General features: G+C 73.6%; 23 protein-coding genes and 1 rRNA gene. 12 read left to right on the top strand and 12 right to left on the bottom strand.

Features of this window, described 5'->3' with window-relative positions:
* Positions 1-75, top strand: a 5S ribosomal RNA gene (gene rrf / locus AB0Q99_RS27775); the annotation flags it as partial.
* Between the two features lie 120 nt (positions 76-195).
* Here rrf and AB0Q99_RS27770 read toward each other — a convergent pair.
* Complete coding sequence (locus tag AB0Q99_RS27770) at positions 196-396, bottom strand: DUF397 domain-containing protein (protein WP_363576268.1); 201 nt, start codon at positions 394-396, stop codon at positions 196-198.
* A 51-nt stretch (positions 397-447) separates the two neighbouring features.
* On the opposite strand from AB0Q99_RS27770, the gene AB0Q99_RS27765 reads away from it, so the two are divergent.
* The 5 genes from AB0Q99_RS27765 to AB0Q99_RS27745 all read left to right on the top strand — a co-directional run bounded on the left by AB0Q99_RS27765 (position 448) and on the right by AB0Q99_RS27745 (position 2591).
* Positions 448-594 carry an ATP-binding protein gene (locus tag AB0Q99_RS27765; protein WP_363576263.1) on the top strand — a complete coding sequence of 49 codons (147 nt, stop codon included), beginning with the start codon at positions 448-450 and terminating at the stop codon, positions 592-594.
* A complete protein-coding gene (locus tag AB0Q99_RS27760) occupies positions 591-827 on the top strand; it encodes a hypothetical protein (RefSeq protein WP_363576261.1) in 237 nt (78 codons plus the stop codon). The genes AB0Q99_RS27765 and AB0Q99_RS27760 overlap by 4 nt, the downstream gene beginning before the upstream one ends.
* Before the next feature lie 247 nt (positions 828-1074).
* On the top strand, positions 1075-1662 hold the full coding sequence (locus AB0Q99_RS27755; protein ID WP_363576260.1) for an RNA polymerase sigma factor: 588 nt from the start codon (positions 1075-1077) through the stop codon (positions 1660-1662).
* A complete protein-coding gene (locus AB0Q99_RS27750; protein WP_363576258.1) occupies positions 1659-2303 on the top strand; it encodes a hypothetical protein in 645 nt (214 codons plus the stop codon). The genes AB0Q99_RS27755 and AB0Q99_RS27750 overlap by 4 nt, the downstream gene beginning before the upstream one ends.
* A 33-nt stretch (positions 2304-2336) precedes the next feature.
* Entirely contained in the window at positions 2337-2591 is a 255-nt protein-coding gene (locus AB0Q99_RS27745; RefSeq protein ID WP_363576256.1) for a hypothetical protein, read from the top strand.
* A 50-nt stretch (positions 2592-2641) separates the two neighbouring features.
* Here the strand turns inward: AB0Q99_RS27745 and AB0Q99_RS27740 are convergent, their stop codons facing one another.
* The 3 genes from AB0Q99_RS27740 to AB0Q99_RS27730 all read right to left on the bottom strand — a co-directional run bounded on the left by AB0Q99_RS27740 (position 2642) and on the right by AB0Q99_RS27730 (position 4673).
* Positions 2642-3313, bottom strand: a complete 672-nt coding sequence (locus AB0Q99_RS27740) for a DsbA family oxidoreductase (RefSeq protein ID WP_363576254.1) — start codon at positions 3311-3313, stop codon at positions 2642-2644.
* Positions 3314-3514: 201 nt separating this feature from the next.
* Positions 3515-4186: a DUF6215 domain-containing protein gene (locus AB0Q99_RS27735; protein WP_363576252.1), complete on the bottom strand. Its 672-nt coding sequence runs from the start codon at positions 4184-4186 to the stop codon at positions 3515-3517.
* 196 nt (positions 4187-4382) lie between these two features.
* Entirely contained in the window at positions 4383-4673 is a 291-nt protein-coding gene (locus AB0Q99_RS27730) for a hypothetical protein (RefSeq protein WP_363576250.1), read from the bottom strand.
* A gap of 47 nt (positions 4674-4720) precedes the next feature.
* Here AB0Q99_RS27730 and AB0Q99_RS27725 point away from each other — a divergent pair, with 47 nt between their 5' ends.
* The gene (locus AB0Q99_RS27725) at positions 4721-6682 is read left to right on the top strand and encodes a hypothetical protein (protein WP_363576248.1); all 1962 of its coding nucleotides are present in this window, start codon (positions 4721-4723) and stop codon (positions 6680-6682) included.
* A 55-nt stretch (positions 6683-6737) separates the two neighbouring features.
* Here AB0Q99_RS27725 and AB0Q99_RS27720 read toward each other — a convergent pair whose 3' ends face one another.
* Positions 6738-6932, bottom strand: coding sequence for a DUF6011 domain-containing protein (locus AB0Q99_RS27720; protein WP_363576247.1), 195 nt, complete (start codon positions 6930-6932; stop codon positions 6738-6740).
* A 64-nt stretch (positions 6933-6996) separates the two neighbouring features.
* On the opposite strand from AB0Q99_RS27720, the gene AB0Q99_RS27715 reads away from it, so the two are divergent.
* Positions 6997-7764, top strand: coding sequence for a TetR/AcrR family transcriptional regulator (locus AB0Q99_RS27715; RefSeq protein ID WP_363576245.1), 768 nt, complete (start codon positions 6997-6999; stop codon positions 7762-7764).
* Positions 7765-7864: 100 nt separating this feature from the next.
* Here AB0Q99_RS27715 and AB0Q99_RS27710 read toward each other — a convergent pair whose 3' ends face one another.
* A complete protein-coding gene (locus AB0Q99_RS27710) occupies positions 7865-8260 on the bottom strand; it encodes a helix-turn-helix domain-containing protein (RefSeq protein ID WP_363576243.1) in 396 nt (131 codons plus the stop codon).
* Between the two features lie 133 nt (positions 8261-8393).
* On the opposite strand from AB0Q99_RS27710, the gene AB0Q99_RS27705 reads away from it, so the two are divergent.
* On the top strand, positions 8394-9239 hold the full coding sequence (locus tag AB0Q99_RS27705; RefSeq protein WP_363576241.1) for an SDR family oxidoreductase: 846 nt from the start codon (positions 8394-8396) through the stop codon (positions 9237-9239).
* Between the two features lie 157 nt (positions 9240-9396).
* Positions 9397-10386, top strand: coding sequence for an EamA family transporter RarD (gene rarD / locus AB0Q99_RS27700; RefSeq protein ID WP_363576240.1), 990 nt, complete (start codon positions 9397-9399; stop codon positions 10384-10386).
* Positions 10387-10392: 6 nt separating this feature from the next.
* Here the strand turns inward: rarD and AB0Q99_RS27695 are convergent, their stop codons facing one another.
* The 3 genes from AB0Q99_RS27695 to AB0Q99_RS27685 all read right to left on the bottom strand — a co-directional run bounded on the left by AB0Q99_RS27695 (position 10393) and on the right by AB0Q99_RS27685 (position 13669).
* On the bottom strand, positions 10393-11322 hold the full coding sequence (locus AB0Q99_RS27695) for an ABC transporter permease (protein ID WP_363576238.1): 930 nt from the start codon (positions 11320-11322) through the stop codon (positions 10393-10395).
* Complete coding sequence (locus AB0Q99_RS27690; RefSeq protein ID WP_363576236.1) at positions 11309-12241, bottom strand: ABC transporter ATP-binding protein; 933 nt, start codon at positions 12239-12241, stop codon at positions 11309-11311. Before AB0Q99_RS27690 ends, AB0Q99_RS27695 begins: the two co-directional genes overlap by 14 nt.
* A 162-nt stretch (positions 12242-12403) precedes the next feature.
* On the bottom strand, positions 12404-13669 hold the full coding sequence (locus tag AB0Q99_RS27685; RefSeq protein ID WP_363576235.1) for a DUF2092 domain-containing protein: 1266 nt from the start codon (positions 13667-13669) through the stop codon (positions 12404-12406).
* A 181-nt stretch (positions 13670-13850) separates the two neighbouring features.
* Between AB0Q99_RS27685 and AB0Q99_RS27680 the strand changes: the two genes are divergently transcribed.
* Together AB0Q99_RS27680 and AB0Q99_RS27675 are read left to right on the top strand one after the other, a co-directional pair.
* The gene (locus tag AB0Q99_RS27680; RefSeq protein WP_363576233.1) at positions 13851-16472 is read left to right on the top strand and encodes a bifunctional FO biosynthesis protein CofGH; all 2622 of its coding nucleotides are present in this window, start codon (positions 13851-13853) and stop codon (positions 16470-16472) included.
* A 209-nt stretch (positions 16473-16681) separates the two neighbouring features.
* Positions 16682-17797, top strand: coding sequence for an ADP-ribosylglycohydrolase family protein (locus tag AB0Q99_RS27675; protein WP_363576231.1), 1116 nt, complete (start codon positions 16682-16684; stop codon positions 17795-17797).
* 185 nt (positions 17798-17982) lie between these two features.
* Here AB0Q99_RS27675 and AB0Q99_RS27670 read toward each other — a convergent pair whose 3' ends face one another.
* From AB0Q99_RS27670 to AB0Q99_RS27660, 3 genes are all read right to left on the bottom strand, one after another.
* Positions 17983-18198: a DUF397 domain-containing protein gene (locus AB0Q99_RS27670; protein WP_363576230.1), complete on the bottom strand. Its 216-nt coding sequence runs from the start codon at positions 18196-18198 to the stop codon at positions 17983-17985.
* On the bottom strand, positions 18195-19058 hold the full coding sequence (locus AB0Q99_RS27665) for a helix-turn-helix transcriptional regulator (RefSeq protein WP_363576228.1): 864 nt from the start codon (positions 19056-19058) through the stop codon (positions 18195-18197). The genes AB0Q99_RS27670 and AB0Q99_RS27665 overlap by 4 nt, the downstream gene beginning before the upstream one ends.
* 665 nt (positions 19059-19723) lie before the next feature.
* Positions 19724-20479: a GPP34 family phosphoprotein gene (locus tag AB0Q99_RS27660; protein ID WP_363576227.1), complete on the bottom strand. Its 756-nt coding sequence runs from the start codon at positions 20477-20479 to the stop codon at positions 19724-19726.
* Positions 20480-20510: the final 31 nt, after the last annotated feature.

Genomic DNA, 20510 nt, shown 5'->3' with positions numbered 1-20510 from the left:
AACCCGGAAGCTAAGCCTTACAGCGCCGATGGTACTGCAGGGGGGACCCTGTGGGAGAGTAGGACGCCGCCGAACAATTCTTGAGAAGAACCCCCATCCGGATTCCGGATGGGGGTTCTTCGCGTTTCCGGGGTGGTCATGGACGACCCCCGCCCGCTTGCCGAAGCGGCGAGCGGGCGGGGGAGTGGTGGGGACTTAGGCGAGGTGGTCGAACTCGCCGGCCTTGGCCCCGAGGACGAAGGCGCGGAACTTGGCCGTCGAGGTGGTAATGACGACGGAGGGATCCTCAGACTCCCGAAGGTGACGGATGCCTTCAGCTCCGGTTGCGATCTCAAGGCAGTTATTGGCTCCCTCCGCGTTGCTGTATGACGACTTCTGCCAAAAGAGGTCGGACATCATGGGCCTTTCACGACTGAAGTAGATAGAGAAGATGATGCAGGAGCCCCCATGAGTCGCGGCTGGGGAGCCCCCGCAACGCTGTCTCGCTGCTCCGGCCGGGGCCTGCACCTCGTCCGTACCCTCACCCACCGTTTCGGCGCCGACCCCCGCAAGCAGGGCAAGGTCGTCTGGTTCGAACTGGAGGCCGCCGCGTGAAGCGCCGCTACCCCATGCAGCCCACCGATCCCCGGATCCGGGCCTACACGGACGACTTCGACTGGTCCGAGCTGGAGACCTTCATCCACCACCTGGGCTTCGCGGCCGACGACTCCGAGACCGCCCTCAACTTCTACCGCCTGCTCTTCGCCGTCCAGCGGATCGCCTACCGCGAGGCCGCCGGCCGCAACTCCCCCTGGTCGGCCACCCGCCTCAACCCGCGCTCCGGTTAGCGCCCGCCTGACGGCTGGTGGAGCACTCGGCGGCGGAGTCCGGCACCGGGGACCCGCTGCTGGACGACCCGCTGTTCCTGGCCGCACGGTGGGGGCCGCCGGCGCGAGCGTGCAACTCGGCGGCGTCGTCGGCGCGATGCACGGTTTCACCCTCTCCCGGGCCGCCGGAAGGGTCGCGTGTAACGCCTTGGACCGGCGGAGCCAAGTAGAGACGTAAGGCAGTGCTCGTCGTCCCAAGGAGTCATCCGTGTCAGCGGAGCACCCGATAGCACCACCCTCGCGTGACCCGGCGGCGTTCGCCGTGTTCTACCAGCAGCAGTTCGACACCGTGCTCGGCTTCGTCACGCGGCGCACGGACAGTGCCCACCTGGCAGCCGATCTGACGGCCGACATCTTCCTGACGGCACTGGAGCAGGCCGACAGTTACGACGCCCGGCGCGGCGTTCCCGTCGCCTGGCTGTACGGCATCTCCCGCAACGTCCTGGCCTCGCACTTCCGCGGCAGCGTCCGCGAACTCAACGCGGTGGCCAGGATCGCCGGTCAGCGGTTGCTGGACGACCAGGACGTGTCCGCGATCGAGGAGCGCATCGACGCGGAGCGCGAGGCCCGTGGGCTGGCCGTTCAGCACGCCGCCCTGTCCGAGCCGCTGCGCGCGGTGCTGGACCTGGTGGCCGTCGACGGGCTGGCCGTCCGTGAGGCGGCCAAGGCGCTGGGCATCAGCGCGACCACCGCCCGGGTGCGGCTGCACCGGGCCCGCAAGGCATTGCAGAAGGTCGTCCCGCAGACCGGCACGACCAGTACGTCCGTGAACGTTCTCCTGGAGGTCGCCTCGTGACCACGCCCCTGCACTTCCGGCAGAAGCTCGGCGCCGAACTCGCCGCCCGTGCCGAAAGCCTGCCCGCTGCGGGCACCACCGCCCGGGTCCGGCCGCGCCACACCCGCAGGCTGGTGGCGACCGGGCTCGGGCTGGCCGCCGCGACCACCGCGGTCGTCCTGGTGCCGCACGGCGGCGTCACCGGTGAGTCCCGCGCCTCGCGGACCGGCATCACGGCCTCCCCGGCGGCCGGTGGCGGCTCGACCGCGGTGCAACTCACCACCGCCTCCTACGCGGTGACCCCTCACCAGGACGGCACCGTCTCCTTCCAGCTGATCGGCGCCGAGTGGTCCGGGCTCCAGGACGCCCTGCGCTCGGTGGGCGTGCCCGCGCTGGTGATGACGCCCTCGGCCTCCTGCCACACCCCGGTGGCCACCGACAGCAGCCGACTGGAGTCGGTGATGTCGCTGGACCCCGCGAACGGCCGGATCTCGATCCTGCACCCCGCCGCCATCCCGCCGGGGGAGAGCCTGCTGCTGCTCGACACCGCCCCCAAGGACGCGCTCCACCCGAACGCCGTCGGGAGTCTGGAGATCTCGCTGACCAAGGAGACTCCCAGCTGCTTCCCCCTTTCCCAGACCAACGGGGTCGGTGTGGGCTGAAACCGTCCGGCGGGAGTGGCTTAGCCTCTCGGAATGACGAATTCCTGGCCCGAGCAGGCCGCGCTGGCCCACGGCGAGCGGGTGGAACTGACCACCCCGGATCCGCCCCGTCCGGAACTCGGGCACCTGGGGCCGGAGGTCCTGGGCACCCGGGGTGTGGTCCGCGGATGCGTCATCGAGCCTGACGACCGTGACGGCGGCCATGTCGGGCCCGTCTACTACGTCGAGACCGAGGACGGCAGTCCTTGGCGGCTGCGGCCGGAGTTCCTGCTCTCCCTCGACCGCTGATCACCCCGGAGCAGGAAGTCGGCCCGGCCGACTTCCTGCTCCGTCGACCGCTACTCCCCGGAGCCGAGCGGCGTCAGCGGCAACGCGACCCGGGTCTCCCAGGCCTGCTCCAGGGCGAGGGTGAACGTTTCTGCAGGCTGAGCGCCCGAGACGCCGAGCCGGCGGTCCAGGACGAAGAACGGCACGCCCGTCGCTCCCATCGCGCTCGCCGTGGTCTCGTCCTCGCGGACCGCCTCGGCGTACGCCTCCGGATCGGCCAGCACGGCGGCCGCGGCCTCGCCGTCCAGCCCGGCCTCCACGGCCAGCTCGACCAGTCGGCCCGGGTCGAAGGCCGAGCGCTCCTCGGCGAAGTTGGCCCGGTACAGGGCGTCCAGCAGCCGCCCCTGCCGGCCGTGCTCCTCAGCGAAGTGCAGCAGGCGGTGCATGTCGAAGGAGTTCGCCGCGTCCCGGCCCTCGCGCAGGTAGGGCAAGCCCTCGGCGTGCGCGTTCTCGGCGATCCGCGCCTCCGCGGCCTCGGCCTGCTCCAGGCTCATCCCGTACTTGGCCGCGAGCAGCGGCACGACCGGGCGGGCCTCCTGCGGGGCGCGCGGGTCCAGCTCGAAGGAGTGGTGGACGACCTCGACCTCCTCGCGGTGCGGGAACGCCTCCAGCGCCCGCTCGAACCGAGCCTTGCCGATGTAGCACCACGGGCAGTTGATGTCGCTCCAGATCTCGACGCGCACGGCGCTGCACTCCTTCCAGCCTCGCGCGGACCTCCCGCGCCGACGCCTACCGGAACATCCTCGTCGACCTGAATATTTCTCCCTCTGAAATATTCAGATGGACGGTGGCGCCGCCGGCCCCGCCACCCGGGCCCCGGCCGGCGGCCGCTCCGGCGCAGGACATCGGCCCGGCCGGCCTCCTGCGCCGATCCGCTGCGGGGGCTACGGGGTCGCGACCCAGCCCGGAAGGGTGGGCAGCACCGTTTCGGCGAGGCGGTTCAGGGCCGCTTCGTCGGGGGTCAGGCCGTCCTGGCGGAAGACGGCGAGCTCGAAGGCCCGGCCGCCGGGGGCCTTCGGGTCCTGGGCGACGACGAGGTTGCGGGTGGAGGGGCCGGACTTCATCTCGGGGCCGAGCACCGTCGCACTGGACGAGTAGGTCACGGCGGGGTGACCGAGGACGGTGGCCGGCTTGGCGAAGAACTGGGGCATGCCGATCATGTCCTGGACCGAGGTGTTGCTGTCCATGAGGCTCACGACGGTGTGCTTCAGTCGCACCTCCACCATGACGTCCTTGCCGAAGGCGAGGGGAGCCGGGTGCGCGGTCGTGACGCGGTCCTCGGGCGTACCCAGCAGGGCCGGGAGGTCAGGGCGGTTGAGCGCGGCGCACAGGGTCGGGTACCCCGGCTGATCCGTGGGACCGGGGGCGGCGCACTCGACGGGCTTGTCCTCCGGCTTCGGAGGAGTGTCGAGGAGCCCCAGCCCCCACAGACCGGCCAGGACACCGGCGACCAGTGCCACCACGGCCCCCAGCTTGAGGCCCGTCCGGTCGTTGCCCGTGTCGGCGGCGTCGATGCCTTCGGTCCGGTCGGCGGTGCCGGTCGTGTCGGTTTCCATCCTTGAGCCCCCGTTCGAGCGGCTCGCCCCCGACCACCCGGGGGCCCGGTGAGCCGGGCTGATCGTAGCGTCGGCCCGGTGGTGGCAAAAATACGGGTGGTCGGCCCTCTGACCTGTGGAGACGCGGCATGCGCGGAAACTCCCGGAGCATGCCGGGGCGGTCGCGTCCCGGGCGAACCGCCCCGGACCCGCGCGTTCAGCAGGAGATGCTGCCGCCGCCGACGTCGGTGCCCAGGGTGCCGACGAACTGCCTGTGGAGGTTGATGCGGTCGTCGCGCTCGTCGGGGTTCTTGCCGTCGCACTCCAGGGCGCCGTTGATGCTGCGGACGGTCTCGCCGAAGCCCTTGTTGCCGACGATCGCGTCGTGCGGGGTCGTCCGTCCGGTCAGCTGCAGCGGGCCGCGACCGCACCACTCGTAAGACTCGTATCCGATCGAGGAGTTGGGCGCGGATCGCCGTCGGGGTGATCGTCGGACCGCCGCCCGCACCGGATAGCCTCCTTCGGAGCGAGGCGACGCAACCCGGGGGGCAGGGCGTGGGCGGTCACGACGACGTGGGTGACGAGCGGTCGGCGGCCGAGGGTGAGGTCGCGATCGCCCGGCTGGCGATCGACTCCGGCGAGCTCGGCCACGCCGCCGGCCACCTCTCCGACGCCATCCTCGCCGACCCCCAGCTGCCCGAACTGCACGAGGCGCTGGCCGAGTTGTGCGCCGCCGCCGGTGGCCCGGCGGCCGCCCGCGCGCTGTTCCCGGTGGACGGCGAGGTGTACCTCGGCACGGTCGTCTGCCGCGCCCACGTGGAGGCCGCGGCGGGAGACTGGGACGCGGCCGTCGGCCTGCTCGCCTCCGCCATTCAGCACGAGCCGGCCCGTCCCTGGGCACACGCCGCCTGGCTGGCCCGGGAGGACCTGCCCGGCCTGGTCGACCCGGACGTCGTCGCCCGGGCGGCGGCCCGCGCGGCCGGTGCGCTGCCCGACCCGCTCCCTGCCGAACTGGCCGAAGCGGTGCGGCCCTTCGACGTCTTCGTGCTGGCCGTGCTGGCCCGCCACGGCGACCACGTGCTGTTGCTGGCGATGGCCTCCGGTCTGACCCGCCGCCTCGGCGACACCACCCGCGCCGTCGAGCTGGCCGAGCGGGCCCACCGCGCGGCTCCCGGCTACCTGCCCGCCGTGATGCTCGGCAACGCCCTGCGCGCCGACGGCCACCCCGAGCGGGCACTCGCCGTCTGGGAGGCCGAGCTGGCCCGGGTCGCGCCGGACGGGGACGACTCCAGCAGCCACCTCGCCGTCGACGTCGCCGAGCTGTACGCCACCCTCGGCCGCCCGACGGAGGGCCTGTCCTGGTTGGACCGGGTGCTCGCCACCGAGCCCGACCACCCCAAGGCGGCCCCGGCCCGGTACGGGCTGCGCCACGCCCTGGACGGCGACCCGGTGCACCTGCTCGGCCTCGCCGACCACCACCGCGACCACCCCGACCACGCGTACGCCCAGGACCTCCTGGCGCGGCTGAGCCACCGGGAGCCCTGGCTCGGCATGGTCCCCGGCACGTCCGAGGCGACCGTCAACCTGCTGCACCGGCTCCTCGCGGCGCCCGGCACCGGCCGCGGCACCGTGATCGACTGCGGCGTCTCCGCCCTCGAGCCGCCCAGCTCGCAGCTGGCCGTCCGGCTGGCGCTGCCGCGCTGCACCGTCGTCTACCGGTCCGTCGCCGAGCCCGACCTCCGGCGGCCGCTCACCGCGACCGCCACCACCACCCGGGTCTGGGACTGGGACGGCACCGACCCCAGGCCTGCCGTCGCCCCGCCCGCGCCGGCGAGCGCCGAACTCGTCCGCGCCACCGCCGGCATCGTCTGGCCGAGCGTCCCGGCCGCCTACGACGAGGCCGTCCGCCTCGCCGGGCTGTCGCTCGACGACCTGCTCGGCGTCCTGGTCCACCCGCCGATGCCGCGCGAGGACGACCTCGGCCGGGCCCTGCTCGCGCACCAGCCCGAGCTGTGGGTGCGCGCCGTCCAGGCCTTCGCCTGCCTCGGCATCGCCCACCACCGCACCGACCAGCCGTGGCCGGAGTCGGACCGCCGCCGGGTGCTGCTCGACCTGCTGCTCGGACCGGAGGACTGGGTCGTCGAAGCGGCCGGCTTCGCGCTGGTCGCGATCGGCTGGACGCACCCGCAGGCCCGCGCCGACATCGCCGCGCAGCTCCGGCGGCGGCTGCACTACTGCGTCGACGCCCGGCGGGTGCGCGAGGTGACGATCCTGCGCTCGGTGTGCCGCCTCGTGCTCGCCGCGCCCTGGGTGTCGCCCGCCGAGCGCGACCTCGCGCGGGCGGCCATCCACACCGAGGACGCCACCGACGCCCGGCGCCTGGGCCCCGCGCCGGACCTCGCGCCCGGGCCCGAGCCGGATCGCGGGCCGGGGCGCACGCTGTCGGAGCGCGCACCGGAACCGGCCCCCGAACCGCAGCGCCCGGGCTTCCTGGGACGGCTCCTCGGCCGCCGCTGACGTCCGCGCCGTCCGCGCCGTCCGCCGCTCGCGCCGCCCGGCCGGAGCGGTCCCGCTACCCGATGCCCGGCAGCGGGTCCTGGTCGACGTCGAACCGTGCGACCCGCTCCGCCGGGTCGCGGCACTCCGGCCCCAGCCGCAGCATCCGCGACTCCGGATCGTGCAGCGGCCGGTGGCACCGGCGGCAGGTGACCCGGTGGCGGAGGGTCTGCGCGGTGTCCGTACCGGGGAGCGGCTCAGGGCTGGTCATGGGAAGAGACGGTAACGGCCCGCGTCGTGGAGGGCCCCCGTCGATGCGTGAAACGATGGCCCCCATGGCCACCGACCGCAGCAGCGCAGGAGACCCGGCGCGCACCCTCGCCCTGCTCTGGGGGCTCACCGCCGAGGAGAAGCCCGGTCGGCGCGGGCCCAGGCAGGCGCGCTCGACCGGTGAGATCGCCGCCGCCGCCGTCGCCCTCGCGGACGCCGAGGGCGTGGACGCCGTCACCATGCGCCGGGTCGCCCAGGAGCTCGGGGTCTCCCCGATGGCGCTCTACACCTACGTGCCCGGCAAGGCCGAGCTGCTCGACCTGATGCTGGACACGGTCTACGCGACGATGCCCCGCAGCACCCCTGCCGACGACGGCTGGCGCGCCCGGGTGACCGCCGTCGCCGACGACAACCGCGCGCTGCACCGCGCCCACCCCTGGATCGCCGCCGTCTCCACCAGCCGCCCGCCGCTCGGGCCCGGCCTGATGGCCAAGTACGAGTACGAGCTGCGCGCCGTCGAGGGCACCGGCCTGCCCGACGTCGAGCTGGACGCCGCGCTGACCCACCTGCTCGGCTTCGTCCAGACCTGCGCCCGGATGGCCGCCGACGAACGCGCCGCCCGGCAGGACAGCGCGCTGACCGACGAGCAGTGGTGGGCCGCCAACGCCGGACTGCTCGCCCGGGTCTTCGACCCCGAGCGCTACCCGGTGGCAGCCCGGGTCGGCGCCGCCGCCGGTGCGGCGCACGGCGGGGCGTACAGCCCGGACCACGCCTACGCCTTCGGCCTGGCCCGCGTCCTGGACGGGCTGGAAGCCCTCATCGCCCGGCGGTAGCCCCCGTTCGGGCAGCGGCGGCGCTCACCCGACCGCGGTCCGGGATTCCGGCGGCGGCCCGCTCGCCCGACCGCGCTCCGCTCGCCCGACCGCGCTCCGCTCACCCGACCGCGCTCCGGGCGTCGTACTCGTCGCGCGCCGTGACCACGGCCGGCACCCGCCGCTCCGACCAGTGCGCCAGCGCCGCGACCAGCTCCGCCGCCTCCCGCCCGAGCGGGGTGAGGCTGTAGTCGACGCGCGGCGGGATCACCGGGTGCGCCTCGCGCAGCACGAAGCCGTCCCGCTCCAGCGTCTGCAGCGTCTGGGCGAGCATCTTCTCGCTGACGCCCGAGACCTGCCGCCGCAGCTCGCTGAACCGGTAGCCGCGCTCGTGCAGCGCGCCGAGGACGAGGACCCCCCAGCGGCTGGTGACGTGCTCCAGCACGCCCCGGGAGGGGCACATCCGGTCGAAGACGTTCGGCGGGGGGAGCTCCCTCAACTGCTCGCTTACCTTCATGTCAGTACCCTACTTTGAAGTGCGTACTTTCGAAAGGTTAGTGCCATCCCTAGGGTGAGTTCCGAGGCCGGAGCCCCGCCGGAGCCCCGCGGAGCCCCACGGAACCCAACGGAACCCCCTGAGGAGCATCACCATGTACGTCGTCACCGGTGCCACCGGCCAGCTCGGCCGGCTCGTCGTCGAGGGCCTGCTGGCCCGGGTCCCCGCGAGCGAGGTGGCGGTCGCCGTCCGCTCCGCCGAGAAGGCCGCCGACCTGGCCGCGCTCGGCGTGGCCGTCCGCGTGGTCGACTACGACGAGCCGGGGACGCTCGCCGGCGCCTTCGCCGCCGGCGACCGGGTGCTGCTGATCTCGGGCAGCGAGGTCGGCCGCCGGATCCCGCAGCACCGGGCCGTGGTGGACGCCGCCCGGGCCGCCGGGGTCGCACTGCTCGCCTACACCAGCGCGCCGGGCGCGGCCACCTTCCGGCTGGCCGACGAGCACAGGGCGACCGAGGAGCTGATCCTCGCCTCCGGCCTGCCGTACGCGTTCCTGCGCAACGGCTGGTACACCGAGAACTACCTCGGCGACGCGGCCGGCACGGTGGCCCGTGGCGTGGTGCTCGGCAGCGCCGGGGACGGCCGGATCGCCAGCGCCCCGCGCCGGGACTACGCCGACGCGGCGGTCGCGGTCCTGCTGGGCGGGGAGGCCGGCGCGGTGCACGAGCTGAGCGGCGACGCCGCCTGGAGCCTGCCCGAGCTGGCCGCCGAACTGGCGAAGGCCTCCGGCAAGCCGGTCGAGCACCGCGACGTCGCCCCGGCCGAGCACCTGGCCGCCCTGGTCGGCGCGGGCCTGCCGGAGGGCTTCGCCGAGGTCCTGGTCGACGTGGACGCCGGCATCGCCCGCGGTGAGCTGGCCGGCACCCCGGGCGACCTGGCCCGGCTGATCGGCCGCCCGACCGTCCCGCTCGCCGAGTCGGTCCGGGCCGCGCTGGGCGCCTGAGCCCCGGCGGCGGTCCACCCCGGCCGACCGGCCGGAACACCGGAAACGTCCTGCATTCAAGCAATGTCATGACCAAAATCCGGAAACGGAGATGACAGCCCGCCCTTCCGCCCGCTACGGTCACCTCGACCACACGCGCGCGGAAGGGCACTCGGCCATGCCAGAGACAAACCAGCAGGACAACGGCCGGGGCCTCTGGTACGGCTTCGCGGCCTACGGCATCTGGGGGCTCTTCCCCCTGTTCTGGCCGCTCCTGGAGCCGTCCGCCGCCGACGACATCGTGGCCAACCGGATGGTCTGGTCCCTGGTCGCGGTGGTCCTGCTGCTGACCGCCCAGCGGCACTGGGGCTGGATACGCCCGCTGCTGCGCCAGCCCCGCCGAGTCGCCATGCTGGCCGGCGCGGCCGCCGTGATCTCCGTCAACTGGGGCGTCTACATCTGGGGCGTCAACGCCGGGCACGTCGTCGAGACCAGCCTCGGCTACTTCATCAACCCCCTGGTCACCATCGGCTTCGGCGTGCTGGTGCTCAAGGAGCGGCTGCGCGTCGCGCAGTGGACGGCGGTGGGCATCGGCGCGCTCGCCGTCGCGGTGCTGACCGTCGCGTACGGGCGGCTGCCGTGGATCGCGCTGACCCTGGCGCTCAGCTTCGCGACCTACGGCCTGCTGAAGAAGACGGTCGGGCTGAGCGGGGTGGAGAGCCTGGCGGCGGAGAGCGCCTTCATGTTCCCGTTCGCCCTCGGCTACCTGATCTACCTGGAGGTCAGCGGGCGCGGCACCTTCGGGCACACGGTGGCCGGCTCGTACGGCTGGGGGCACTCCGGGCTGCTGGTGCTGAGCGGCGTGATCACGGCGATCCCGCTGCTGTTCTTCGGCACGGCCGCCGTCCGGGTGCCGCTGACGGTGCTCGGGCTGCTGCAGTACCTGGCGCCGGTGTTCCAGTTCCTGATCGGCGTCGCGGTCTTCCACGAGTCGATGCCGCCCGCCCGCTGGGCCGGCTTCGGCCTGGTCTGGGCCGCGCTCTCGTTGCTCACCTGGGACGCGCTGCGCCAGGTGCGGGCCGACCGCGCCGTGCGGGCCGCGGCCGTGCCGCGACCCGCATCCGCATCCGCACCGGTGGACGTGGCCGAGGCCACCGTCACGCGCTGAGAGCCGTCACGCGCTGATGTCCCGGCTGGCGAAGCGCGACCAGGCCGCCGAACCGAACACGGCGACGTAGGCGGCCTGCAGCCCGAGGTCCTTCAGCACGCCGTCCCAGTACATCGGCTCGCGCAGCAGGTCCGCGAAGCTGAGCCAGTAGTGGGTGAACAGGAACGGCCTGATCGCGTCCAGCTGCGGGAAGGCGTCCAGGATCTGGACGGTGATCACCAGTCCGACGGTGGCGGCCATCGCCGCGATGCCGCTTCCGGTGAGCGTGGAGACGAACAGCCCGATCGCCACCAGCCCGGCCAGCGACGCGGCGACCACGCCGGCCACCAGCACCGCGCGCAGCAGCGCGTCGGCGAAGCCGATGGTGTCCCCGGAGATCAGCGTGACCTCGCCGAGCGGGAAGAGCGCGGCGCCGGTGGCCAGGGCGGCCACCGCGACCGCCGCCGTCGCGGCCAGGCAGAACACCAGCCCGGCGGTGAACTTGGCGGCCAGCAGCCTGGTCCGCCCGGCCGGGGCGACCAGCAGGTAGCGCAGCGTCCCGGTGGCCGCCTCGCCCGCCACCGAGTCCCCGGCGACCACGCCGACCGTCATCGGCAGGAAGACCGGCAGGGCCACCGCCAGCGCGGTGAACACCAGGAACAGCCCGTTCTGGGTGGTCTGCGCGATGAAGCTCGGGCCGCCGCCGCCCTCGTGCGGACTGCCCGTGTTGAGCTTGACGATCACCCCGATCAGGACCGGCAGCAACGCCAGGATCCCCAGCAGCACCTTGGTGCGCAGCCGGCGGAAGGTCAGGTGCAGCTCGTTGCGGAACAGCGCCAGGAACCCGGCCGCGGTCTGCGGCCGCCGGCCCGTCGGCTGCTGCCCTTCCGCCCGAGGCTGCCCGGCCGGGTGTGACTGCCCGTTCGTGTGCGGCACAAGCGCCTCAGCCCGCGACATCGAAGCCCTCCCCGGTCAGCGCCACGAAGGCGTCCTCCAACGTGCCCCGCTCCAGCCCGAAGCCGTGCACCCGCACCCCGGCCTCGACCAGCGCCGCGCACAGCTTGGGCAGCGCCTCGTCGCCGCGTTCGCCCACCTCGCCGTCCACCCGGCCCTCGCCGGGCACCAGGGCGGTGACCTGGTGGGTGGCCAGCACCTCGACGGCCCGCGGCACGTCCGGGGTGCGGACCACCAGCCGGCCCTGTGCCCGGGCGGCCAGCTCCGCGACGGTGCCCTGCACCACCAGCCGGCCCCGGGACATCACCGCCGCGTGGGTGCAGACCTGCTCGATCTCGTCCAGCAGGTGCGAGGAGAGGAACACCGTGGTGCCCTCGGCCGCGACCTCCCGGACCAGCGCCCGGATCTCCCGCATGCCCTGCGGGTCCAGCCCGTTGGTCGGCTCGTCCAGCACCAGCAGCTCACGCGGCTGCAGCAGCGCGGAGGCCAGGCCCAGGCGCTGCTTCATGCCGAGCGAGTACGCGCGGGCCTTCTTGCCCGCCGCCGCGCTCAGACCGACCCGCTCCAGTGCCGCGTCGACCCGCCGCGGCCGGGTGCGCGGGTCGGCCGTCGGGTCGGCGGCGTCGAACCGGATCAGGTTGTCCCGCCCGGACAGGAAGCCGTACAGCGCGGGGCCCTCGATCAGCGCGCCCACCCGGGGCAGCACGGTGGCCACGGACTGCGGCATCGGCTCGCCGAGGACGGTGGCCACGCCCGAGGTGGGGGCGATCAGGCCCATCAGCATCCGGATGGTGGTGGTCTTGCCGGAGCCGTTGGGGCCCAGGAAGCCGAAGACGGAGCCGCGCGGCACGGCCAGGTCCAGTCCGTCCACGGCGAGCTGTCCGCCCCGGAAGCGCTTGGTCAGGCCACGGGTTCTGATCACGTCCTCGGACGAGGCGGGGGCCGCGGAGGCGGTGGAGACGGTGGAGGTGGTGGAGGCGACCGGGGGAGCGGGCGGAACGGGAACGGGGGTCGGGCGCGACTCGGCGCCCGGACCCCCGGCCGACTCCGTAACGTCCCCCGTTACGGGAGTCTTGGTCATCCGTCAGTTCACCCCGGCGGCGTGCTGCAGGACGGGCAGGGTCACCGCGCCGGCGAAGACCCGGCCGTCGTCGGTGAGCAGGACGTTGAGCACCTTGGTGCCGATCAGGGTGCCGCCGTCGACCTGCTTGCCGAGCGACTTCATCAGCCCCTGCGGGTTCACCGGGCCGCGGCCGCCGTGCTTGCCGTCACCCTTCGGCGCCTCGACCGTGCCGCCGGGCAGCTGCGAGGTGAACACGGTCGTCCAGCCCTCGCCGATCACGTTCGCGCCCTCGTGGCTCTTGGCGCCGCCGGGCGCCGTCCCGTGCTCGCCCGCCGTTCCGTGCCCGGTCGCGGCTCCGTGCTCGCCCGCCGTCCCGTGCCCGGCCGCCGCCTCGTCCGCCTTCTTCTCCGTCACCTTGGCGCCCTTGGGCACCGCGAAGTCGAAGGTCTTGGCGGCCGGCTTGGCGAAGGAGACGTCGGTGAAGTGGACGTCCAGCACGGTGGTGCCGTCGGTGGACTTCACCGCCACCGCGAGCGGCACGCCGTTGTCGGCGGCCACCGCGATCCGGACCTCTGCGACGGTCGAGCCGTTCTGGGTCGGCTTCACGCTCAGCTGGTAGGCCTTCTGCCCGGCCACGTTGGCCGTCCCGGCCACGGTCACCGAGGTGGTGCCGGCGCTCGCGGTCAGGAACTGCCGGGCGGCGTCCTGCGGGGTGGTCGGCAGCTCGGACAGCGGGGCCGCGGGGTGCTTGTCGGCGGCCCGGCCGGTCAGGTGCACGGCGCTGTTGGTCGAGCTGTCCCAGGCCCAGGTCTGGTCGCCGTTGTGGACGAGGGTGTAGCCGGCCATGTTCTCCATCATGTCGACCCGCTGGTGGTCCGGGCCGTCCGCCGCGATCCGCAGCGTGCGGTCCCCGCCGAGCAGGCCGAGCAGCTTGGCCTGCGGGTCCGCCGACGCGCTCGCGCCGTCCCCGCCGTGCCCGGCCGCGGCCGCGCCGATCCCGCCGGCCGCGCCCAGCAGCTGGCTGGGCAGGCCGAGGTCGGTGCTGATCGAGACCGTCCCGGACAGGGTCTGGGCCTCGGAGCCGAGCGCCTTGGCGACCACCTGTTCGGCCGTCAGGGTCGGCAGGTCGGGCGGGGAGTCGGCGGCCAGTGCGGGCACCAGCCCGGCTCCCGCGGCGATCACCGCGGCCACCGCCAGCGGTACCGCGGCGCGCACCAGCACGCGCCGCCGCGAGCGGTACGGCACGTCGCCGTCCAGCTCGTCCCCCGTCGCCGTCTCATTGGTCATGGCGTACTCAACTCCTCTGCGAACACGTGCGCTTGGCCTTGCCCCTCCATTAGACGGTGCCGCGCCGCCACCGTCATCGCCCTGCAGGGCCAGATCGGATTGGCCTTCGTGGGTATGCCGACCCTGAGACGGCCTCAGGGTTGCTCATCCCCGGGTACCACCGCTGGCGTAGGGTCGCGCCATGGACGGAACCGCCATGGACGCAAGCAACCCCCCGACGGCGAACGCGATGCGCCGCGCCCTGCGCCGCGCCCGGGACGGCGTCGCCCTCGACGTCACCGAGGCCGCCGTACTGCTGCAAGCCCGAGGCGAGGACCTGAGCCGGCTCTGTTCGAGCGCCGCCCGGCTGCGCGACGCCGGCCTCGAAGCGGCTGGCCGTCCCGGAGTCATCACCTACTCCAAGAGCGTCTTCATCCCGCTCACCCGGCTGTGCCGGGACAAGTGCCACTACTGCACCTTCGCCACCGTCCCGGGCAAGCTGCGCCGGGCCGCGAAGGGCACGGTGGGGGCACCTCCCGGGCGAAGCCTGGGGGCGTTCATGTCCCCGGACGAGGTGCTGGAGGTGGCCCGGCGCGGCGCCGAACTCGGTTGCAAGGAAGCCCTGATCACACTCGGCGACAAGCCCGAGGACCGCTGGCCCGAGGCCCGCGAGTGGCTGGACGCGCACGGCTACGACGACACCATCGCCTACGTGCGGGCGATGTCGATCCGCATCCTGGAGGAGACCGGCCTGCTGCCGCACCTCAACCCCGGGGTGCTGAGCTGGACGGACTTCCAGCGGCTGAAGCCGGTCTCCGCCTCGATGGGCATGATGCTGGAGACCACCGCCACCCGGCTGTGGAGCGAGCCCGGCGGTCCGCACTTCGGCTCCCCGGACAAGGAGCCCGCCGTCCGCCTGCGGGTGCTGGAGGACGCCGGGCGCAGCTCGGTCCCGTTCACCAGCGGCTTGTTGATCGGCATCGGCGAGACCTACCAGGAGCGCGCCGAGTCGCTGTTCGCGCTGCGCAAGGTCTCCCGCGCCTACCAGGGCATCCAGGAGCTGATCCTGCAGAACTTCCGCGCCAAGCCGGACACGGCGATGCGCGGCATGCCGGACGCCGAACTGGACGAGCTGGTCGCCACCGTGGCGGTGGCCCGGCACCTGCTGGGCCCGGCCGCCTGCCTGCAGGCCCCGCCGAACCTGGTGGACGGCGAGTACGAGCGGCTGATCGCGGCCGGCGTCGACGACTGGGGCGGGGTCTCCCCGCTCACCCCGGACCACGTCAACCCCGAGCGCCCCTGGCCGCAGATCGAGCGGCTGGCCGAGCGTTCGGTGGCGGCCGGCTTCGAGCTGCGCGAGCGCCTCGCCGTCTACCCCGGGTACGTGCGCCGGGGTGAGCCCTGGCTGGACCCGCGGGTGCTGCCGCACGTCCGGGCCCTGGCCGACCCGGAGACCGGCCTGGCGAACCCGGACGCGGTGGTCCGCGGCCTGCCCTGGCAGGAGCCGGAGGATCTGCCGGAGTCGTACGGCCGGACCGACCTGCACGCCACCATCGACACCGAGGGCCGCACCGGCGACCGCCGGGCCGACTTCGAGGACGTGTACGGCGACTGGGAGGTGCTGCGCGAGCAGGTGCTCGCCAAGGGCGCGCCCGAGCGCCTCGCCGGGGACCTGCGGGAGGCCCTGGCGGTGGCGGCCGACGACCCGGAGAAGCTGACCGACGACCACGCGCTGGCGCTCTTCCACGCGGACGGCCCGGCCCTGGACGCGCTCTGCCGGATCGCCGACGACGTGCGCCGCGCCGCGGTCGGGGACGAGGTCACCTACTGCGTCACCAGGAACATCAACTTCACCAACGTCTGCTACACCGGCTGCCGCTTCTGCGCCTTCGCCCAGCGCCGCACCGACGCGGACGCCTACACGCTGTCCCTGGAGCAGGTCGCCGACCGGGCCGCGCAGGCCTGGGAGGTGGGTGCCACCGAGGTCTGCATGCAGGGCGGCATCCACCCGGACCTGCCCGGCACCGCCTACTTCGACATCGCCCGCGCGGTGAAGGAGCGGGTGCCCGGCATCCACGTGCACGCCTTCTCCCCGATGGAGGTGGTCAACGGCGCGACCCGCACCGGGCTGTCGATCCGCGACTGGCTGCAGCGGGCCCGGGAGTCCGGTCTGGACACCATCCCGGGCACCGCCGCCGAGATCCTGGACGACGAGGTCCGCTGGGTGCTCACCAAGGGCAAGCTGCCGGCCGCGACCTGGGTCGAGGTGGTCACCACCGCGCACGAGCTGGGCATCCGCTCCTCGTCCACGATGATGTACGGGCACGTGGACACCCCGGAGCACTGGCTCGGCCACCTGCGGCTGCTCGCGGAGATCCAGCAACGGACCGGCGGGTTCACCGAGTTCGTGACCCTGCCGTTCATCCACACCAACGCCCCGGTCTACCTGGCCGGCGTCTCCCGGCCCGGCCCGACCGCCCGGGACAACCGCGCGGTGGTCGCGATGGCCCGGCTGCTGCTGCACCCGCACATCCCCAACATCCAGACCAGCTGGGTCAAGCTGGGCGCCGAGGGCGCGGCCGAGATGCTCCGCTCCGGGGCCAACGACCTGGGCGGCACGCTGATGGAGGAGACCATCTCGCGGATGGCCGGCTCGGCGTACGGGAGTTACAAGTCGGTGCGCGACCTGAGGGCGATCGCCGAGGCGGCGGGCCGTCCGTACCGCCAGCGCACCACCACCTACGGCGAGGTGCCGGCCGAGCGGCAGGCGGCGGCGCTGGCCTCGGACGGGCACCTGCCGGAGCTGCTGCCGGTGCTGGACTGACCCGGCGCCGAGCCCGCGCGGGGCGGCAGTCGGTCCACGGAGGCCCGGCCGCCGTCCGTGCGGGGTCCCGGCGGGATGGGGCGGAGGAGGGTACTGCAGTTCGAGGGATGCCGTCGATCCGTACGGGCCGCCGAAGTACAGTGCGAGGGCGCGCGATCGGCCGAGCGTCGTGTGCGGCCCCCCACTCCGAGGAAAGGCGCCCCGTCGTGATGCCACTGTGGTCCCGCGCCCAGCAGCAGGACTACCGCAGCCGGGTGCGGGGCTGTCTGCTCGGCGGGGCCATCGGCGACGCGCTCGGCGCCGGCGTCGAGTTCGAGGCGCTGGAGAAGATCAGGGCCCAGCACGGCCCGCAGGGCGTCACCGGCTACGTCCCCGCGTTCGGGCGCACCGGCGCCGTCACCGACGACACCCAGCTCAGCCTGTTCACCGTCGACGGACTCATCCGCGCCCACATCCGGCGCGACACCGGCAGCTGGCACCCGCCCACCGACCTGCACCTGGCCTACCTGCGCTGGGCCGCCACCCAGCGCGACTGGGGCCCGGACGAGCGCCGCCCCGACCTCGGCTGGCTCGGCCGCGAGGAGTGGCTGTACGCCCGGCGCGCCCCCGGCCAGGGCTGCCTGTCCGGCCTCACCGGGCCGGACGCCGAGCGGCTCGGCACCCTGGAGCGGCCCAAGAACCCGCACTCCAAGGCCTGCGGCACGGTCGCCCGGGCGGCGCCGTTCGGGCTGCTCACCACCTGGGAGCCGGGCCTGGTGTTCCAGCTCGCGGTGGAGTGCTCGGTGCTCACCCACGGCCACCCCACCGGCTACCTCGCGGCGGGCGCGTTCGCGGTGATCATCCAGTCGGTGGCCCGCGGCGGCACCCTGGAGGAGGGCGTCCACCTCGCGCTCGCCCTGCTCTCCGAGCGGCAGGCGCACGAGGAGACCACCGCCGCGCTGCGGGCCGCCCTGGACGCGGTGCGGGCCGGCGAGCCCTCCGCCGAGCGGGTCGAGGCGCTGGGGGAGGGCTGGGTCGCCGAGGAGGCGCTGGCGATCGCGGTCTACTGCGCGCTGGTCGCCCACGACGTCCGCTCGGGCCTGCTGCTGGCGGTCAACCACTCCGGGGACAGCGACTCCACCGGGGCGATCTGCGGCAACCTGCTCGGCGTGCTGCACGGGGAGACCGCGCTGCCGCCGGGTCTGGTGGCGGGCGTCGAGGGGCGTGCCGCGATCCTCGAACTCGCCGACGACTTCGTGCTGGAGCTGGTGCACGGCGCCGAACTGCACGACCCGCGGACGGCGGAGGGCGCCGGCTGGTGCGCCCGCTACCCGGTGGCGGGCTGAGGCACCGCCATCGGCTGTCCCGGCCGTCCCGGCCCGTTCTCGCCGTTCTTGCGTCCTCGCCGTCCTCGCCGTACCGGCCGACCGCCTGCCCCCGACACGGCAGTTGCCCGTAGCGCCGACCGCCGCGAGGGGCGACGGAGAGCGCTACGGGCAACTGGTCCGGGTACGGAACCGCTCGGGCCGGGTCAGCCGGGGAGTTCGCCGAAGGCGCCCGCAGCCGCCGCCGAGGCGAAGGAGTTCCAGGCCTCGGTCGAGAAACGCAGGTGCGGCCCCCGGGGATCCTTGGAGTCCCGGACCGCCACCTCCCCCGCGCCGGGGAGGGCGATCTCCACACACGCGCCCTGGCCGCCGCTGTGACTGCTCTTGCGCCATCGGGTTCCGTGCTCGGACGGGGTGATCATTCGTGGAATTCCTTTTCGATGTCGGCTATCAGCGACCGGCTCTCCGCGACACCGAGTGCGGCCGCCCTCAGGTAGTCGTAGAGACCGGTATAGCGGCGCACATCAGCCTCCTTCTCGAGGTAGAGATCGCTCGTCACACCTTCGAAGTAGACAACCGTGGAATCGGCTGACTCGGGGAACTCCAGCAGGGAGAATGTCCCGGTCATACCGGGATGCGCGCCGTGCGAGAACGGGATCACCTGGATGGTGATGTTCGGCCGCAGGCTGAGCTCCAGCATCTGCCGCAGCTGCCGGGCCATCACCTCCTTGCTGCCGACCTCGCGGCGCAGCACCGCCTCGTCTATGACGGTCCACAGGCTGCCCAGCTGGTTCTCGCCGTGGACGCGCTCCTGGCGCTTCATCCGGACCTGCACCCTGCGCTGCACGGCGTTCGCGTCGGTGTCCGGCTGGGTGCCCTCGACCACGGCCTGGGCGTACTGCTCGGTCTGCAGCAGGCCCGGGACGAAGGAGGACTCGTACGCGCGGATCGAGGAGGCCTCGGCCTCCAGCCCGATGTAGACGCTGTACGGGGTGGGCATGTCGTTGAAGTCGTGCCACCAGCCGCGCTGGCGCGACTCCTTGGCCATCTCCATGAGGCTGGAGCGCATCTGGTCGTCGGTCACCTTGTACACATCGCAGAGGTCGCGAACGTCGCGCTGGCTGATGCTGCGGCGGCCGTTCTCCAGGCGGCTGATCTTCGACTGGGAGACCATCAGCCGCCCGGCGACCTCCTCCGCCGTCATGCCGAGGCCCTCGCGGAGTTTGCGGAGCTCCGAGCCGAGGCGACGACGGCGGACGGTGGGATTGACGTTGGCGGACACTTCGACCTCCGGCCGGACCTCTCGTGATCGTCGGAACGGCAGTCCTCGGAACACTTCGGACATCGGGAGCAACCCCCCTGACTTGGAGCAGCATGTCACCTTGGGCCAGGTCGGCGCCGGGGATTCACCGCAGCGCGGTAGAACAGATCATCGGAAAAGCGCTTCCGTGAGACAGCGAAAGCCCCCAGGTGGTAACGCGGCCGGGCGACTCGGACGGGGTGGTGCGGCGGACGCCTCCGGAACCGCCCTCGCGCCTGCCTCCGGCACGGGCGGGAGCGGGCCGCCGCGGGGTTCCGGGTGGATTTGGTGGGGCTTCCGGTGGGCTTCCGCGGGACTTCCGTAGGACTTCCGGGGACGGCAAGAGGGGCGGTCGCCGGGCGACTTGCGTCGCGGGGCGACCGCCCCTCGGTGGCTCTGATGGTGCGTGTGGTGCCGGTGGTGCCAGTGGTACCGGTCGCGCGTCGGGTCGCTCAGCGCCTCCGAGAGGCGCGGGCGAGGCTGCGCGCGCCGTCGGGCGGGCCCTCGGGTGCGTCGGACGGTGTATCGTGCGCCGGCCCGTCCACCGGGACGGCCGGACCGCTCAGATCATCGGACCGCCGGTGCCTTCCCGGGGCAGCGGACCGCCGGGGTGTTTCCGGGCCGGCGGACCGTCATGCGCTCCCGGTTCAGCGGACGCCGACCCGGGAGGCGGGGACCCGCCCGCCCGAACCCCGGCCCGCCGCACGGGAGCCGGAGCGACTGGTGGCGGTGGCCGGCCCGGGGCCGCCCGGCCCCTGGGAAGAACGGTTCTGCTGCGCCGGCAGGCCGTTCTGCACGTCCATCACGGCGTGCGCGACCATCCCGCCGAGCGGGTCGTACCGGATCAGGTCGCGCAGCCGCGACCGCGAGGACCGGCCCTCGTTGCCCGGGTACAGGTGCTTGCCCAGACCCACCGAGTGGGCGAGCGCCGCGAGCGCCGCGGTCCGCGGGTCCGGCGGCACGCCGGTGCGGATCGCGGTGTCCAGCCGTTGCTTGATCGCGGCGTTGGTGCAGTCGTCGGACGCCTGGTACCGGATGGTCGGCAGCACCCCGCACACCTGGCCCGGCACGGCGGTCACCATGCCGCAGCGCTCCAGGTGCGCGAGATAGGTCTGCCGCAGCCCCAGCCGCGGCCCGCCGATCCAGTGCGCCGCGCGGACCGGACTGCCGCGTCGGCGCAGCAGTTCCAGTGCGTGGTCAAGGGTGGGGTCGCCGGTCGGCCGTGCGAGCACGACAGCGATTCGGTCTCCCTCCGGTACGATCCGTCCGGCCAGGGACAGCTCGACGAGCTGCGCCCCGGCGAGTCCGAGGTCGAGGGTCTGCGGCTGCGCAGTGGTACCCGTGGTCGGGTCCAAAGCGAGCAGCAAGAGTTCCTCGGGAACAGTTCTGCGGCTCTTGCCCATCCAAGCCTCCCCGCGTGGATGAGAGACAGGG

Source organism: Kitasatospora sp. NPDC086791, assembly GCF_040685975.1.
In the GTDB taxonomy this organism is placed as follows: Bacteria; Actinomycetota; Actinomycetes; order Streptomycetales; family Streptomycetaceae; genus Kitasatospora.
This window is presented reverse-complemented; position numbering and strand designations above follow the sequence as displayed.

Excerpts from the sequence above, each read along its gene's own strand:
- AB0Q99_RS27660 (WP_363576227.1), bottom strand. The coding sequence starts at position 20,479 with ATGGGCAAGAGCCGCAGAACTGTTCCCGAGGAACTCTTGCTGCTCGCT.
- AB0Q99_RS27685 (WP_363576235.1), bottom strand. The coding sequence starts at position 13,669 with ATGACCAATGAGACGGCGACGGGGGACGAGCTGGACGGCGACGTGCCG.
- AB0Q99_RS27770 (WP_363576268.1), bottom strand. The coding sequence starts at position 396 with ATGTCCGACCTCTTTTGGCAGAAGTCGTCATACAGCAACGCGGAGGGA.
- AB0Q99_RS27705 (WP_363576241.1), top strand. The coding sequence starts at position 8,394 with ATGTACGTCGTCACCGGTGCCACCGGCCAGCTCGGCCGGCTCGTCGTC.
- rarD (WP_363576240.1), top strand. The coding sequence starts at position 9,397 with ATGCCAGAGACAAACCAGCAGGACAACGGCCGGGGCCTCTGGTACGGC.
- AB0Q99_RS27745 (WP_363576256.1), top strand. The coding sequence starts at position 2,337 with ATGACGAATTCCTGGCCCGAGCAGGCCGCGCTGGCCCACGGCGAGCGG.
- AB0Q99_RS27735 (WP_363576252.1), bottom strand. The coding sequence starts at position 4,186 with ATGGAAACCGACACGACCGGCACCGCCGACCGGACCGAAGGCATCGAC.
- AB0Q99_RS27670 (WP_363576230.1), bottom strand. The coding sequence starts at position 18,198 with ATGATCACCCCGTCCGAGCACGGAACCCGATGGCGCAAGAGCAGTCAC.
- AB0Q99_RS27710 (WP_363576243.1), bottom strand. The coding sequence starts at position 8,260 with ATGAAGGTAAGCGAGCAGTTGAGGGAGCTCCCCCCGCCGAACGTCTTC.
- AB0Q99_RS27765 (WP_363576263.1), top strand. The coding sequence starts at position 448 with ATGAGTCGCGGCTGGGGAGCCCCCGCAACGCTGTCTCGCTGCTCCGGC.
- AB0Q99_RS27695 (WP_363576238.1), bottom strand. The coding sequence starts at position 11,322 with ATGTCGCGGGCTGAGGCGCTTGTGCCGCACACGAACGGGCAGTCACAC.
- AB0Q99_RS27675 (WP_363576231.1), top strand. The coding sequence starts at position 16,682 with ATGCCACTGTGGTCCCGCGCCCAGCAGCAGGACTACCGCAGCCGGGTG.
- AB0Q99_RS27720 (WP_363576247.1), bottom strand. The coding sequence starts at position 6,932 with ATGACCAGCCCTGAGCCGCTCCCCGGTACGGACACCGCGCAGACCCTC.
- AB0Q99_RS27680 (WP_363576233.1), top strand. The coding sequence starts at position 13,851 with ATGGACGGAACCGCCATGGACGCAAGCAACCCCCCGACGGCGAACGCG.
- AB0Q99_RS27715 (WP_363576245.1), top strand. The coding sequence starts at position 6,997 with ATGGCCACCGACCGCAGCAGCGCAGGAGACCCGGCGCGCACCCTCGCC.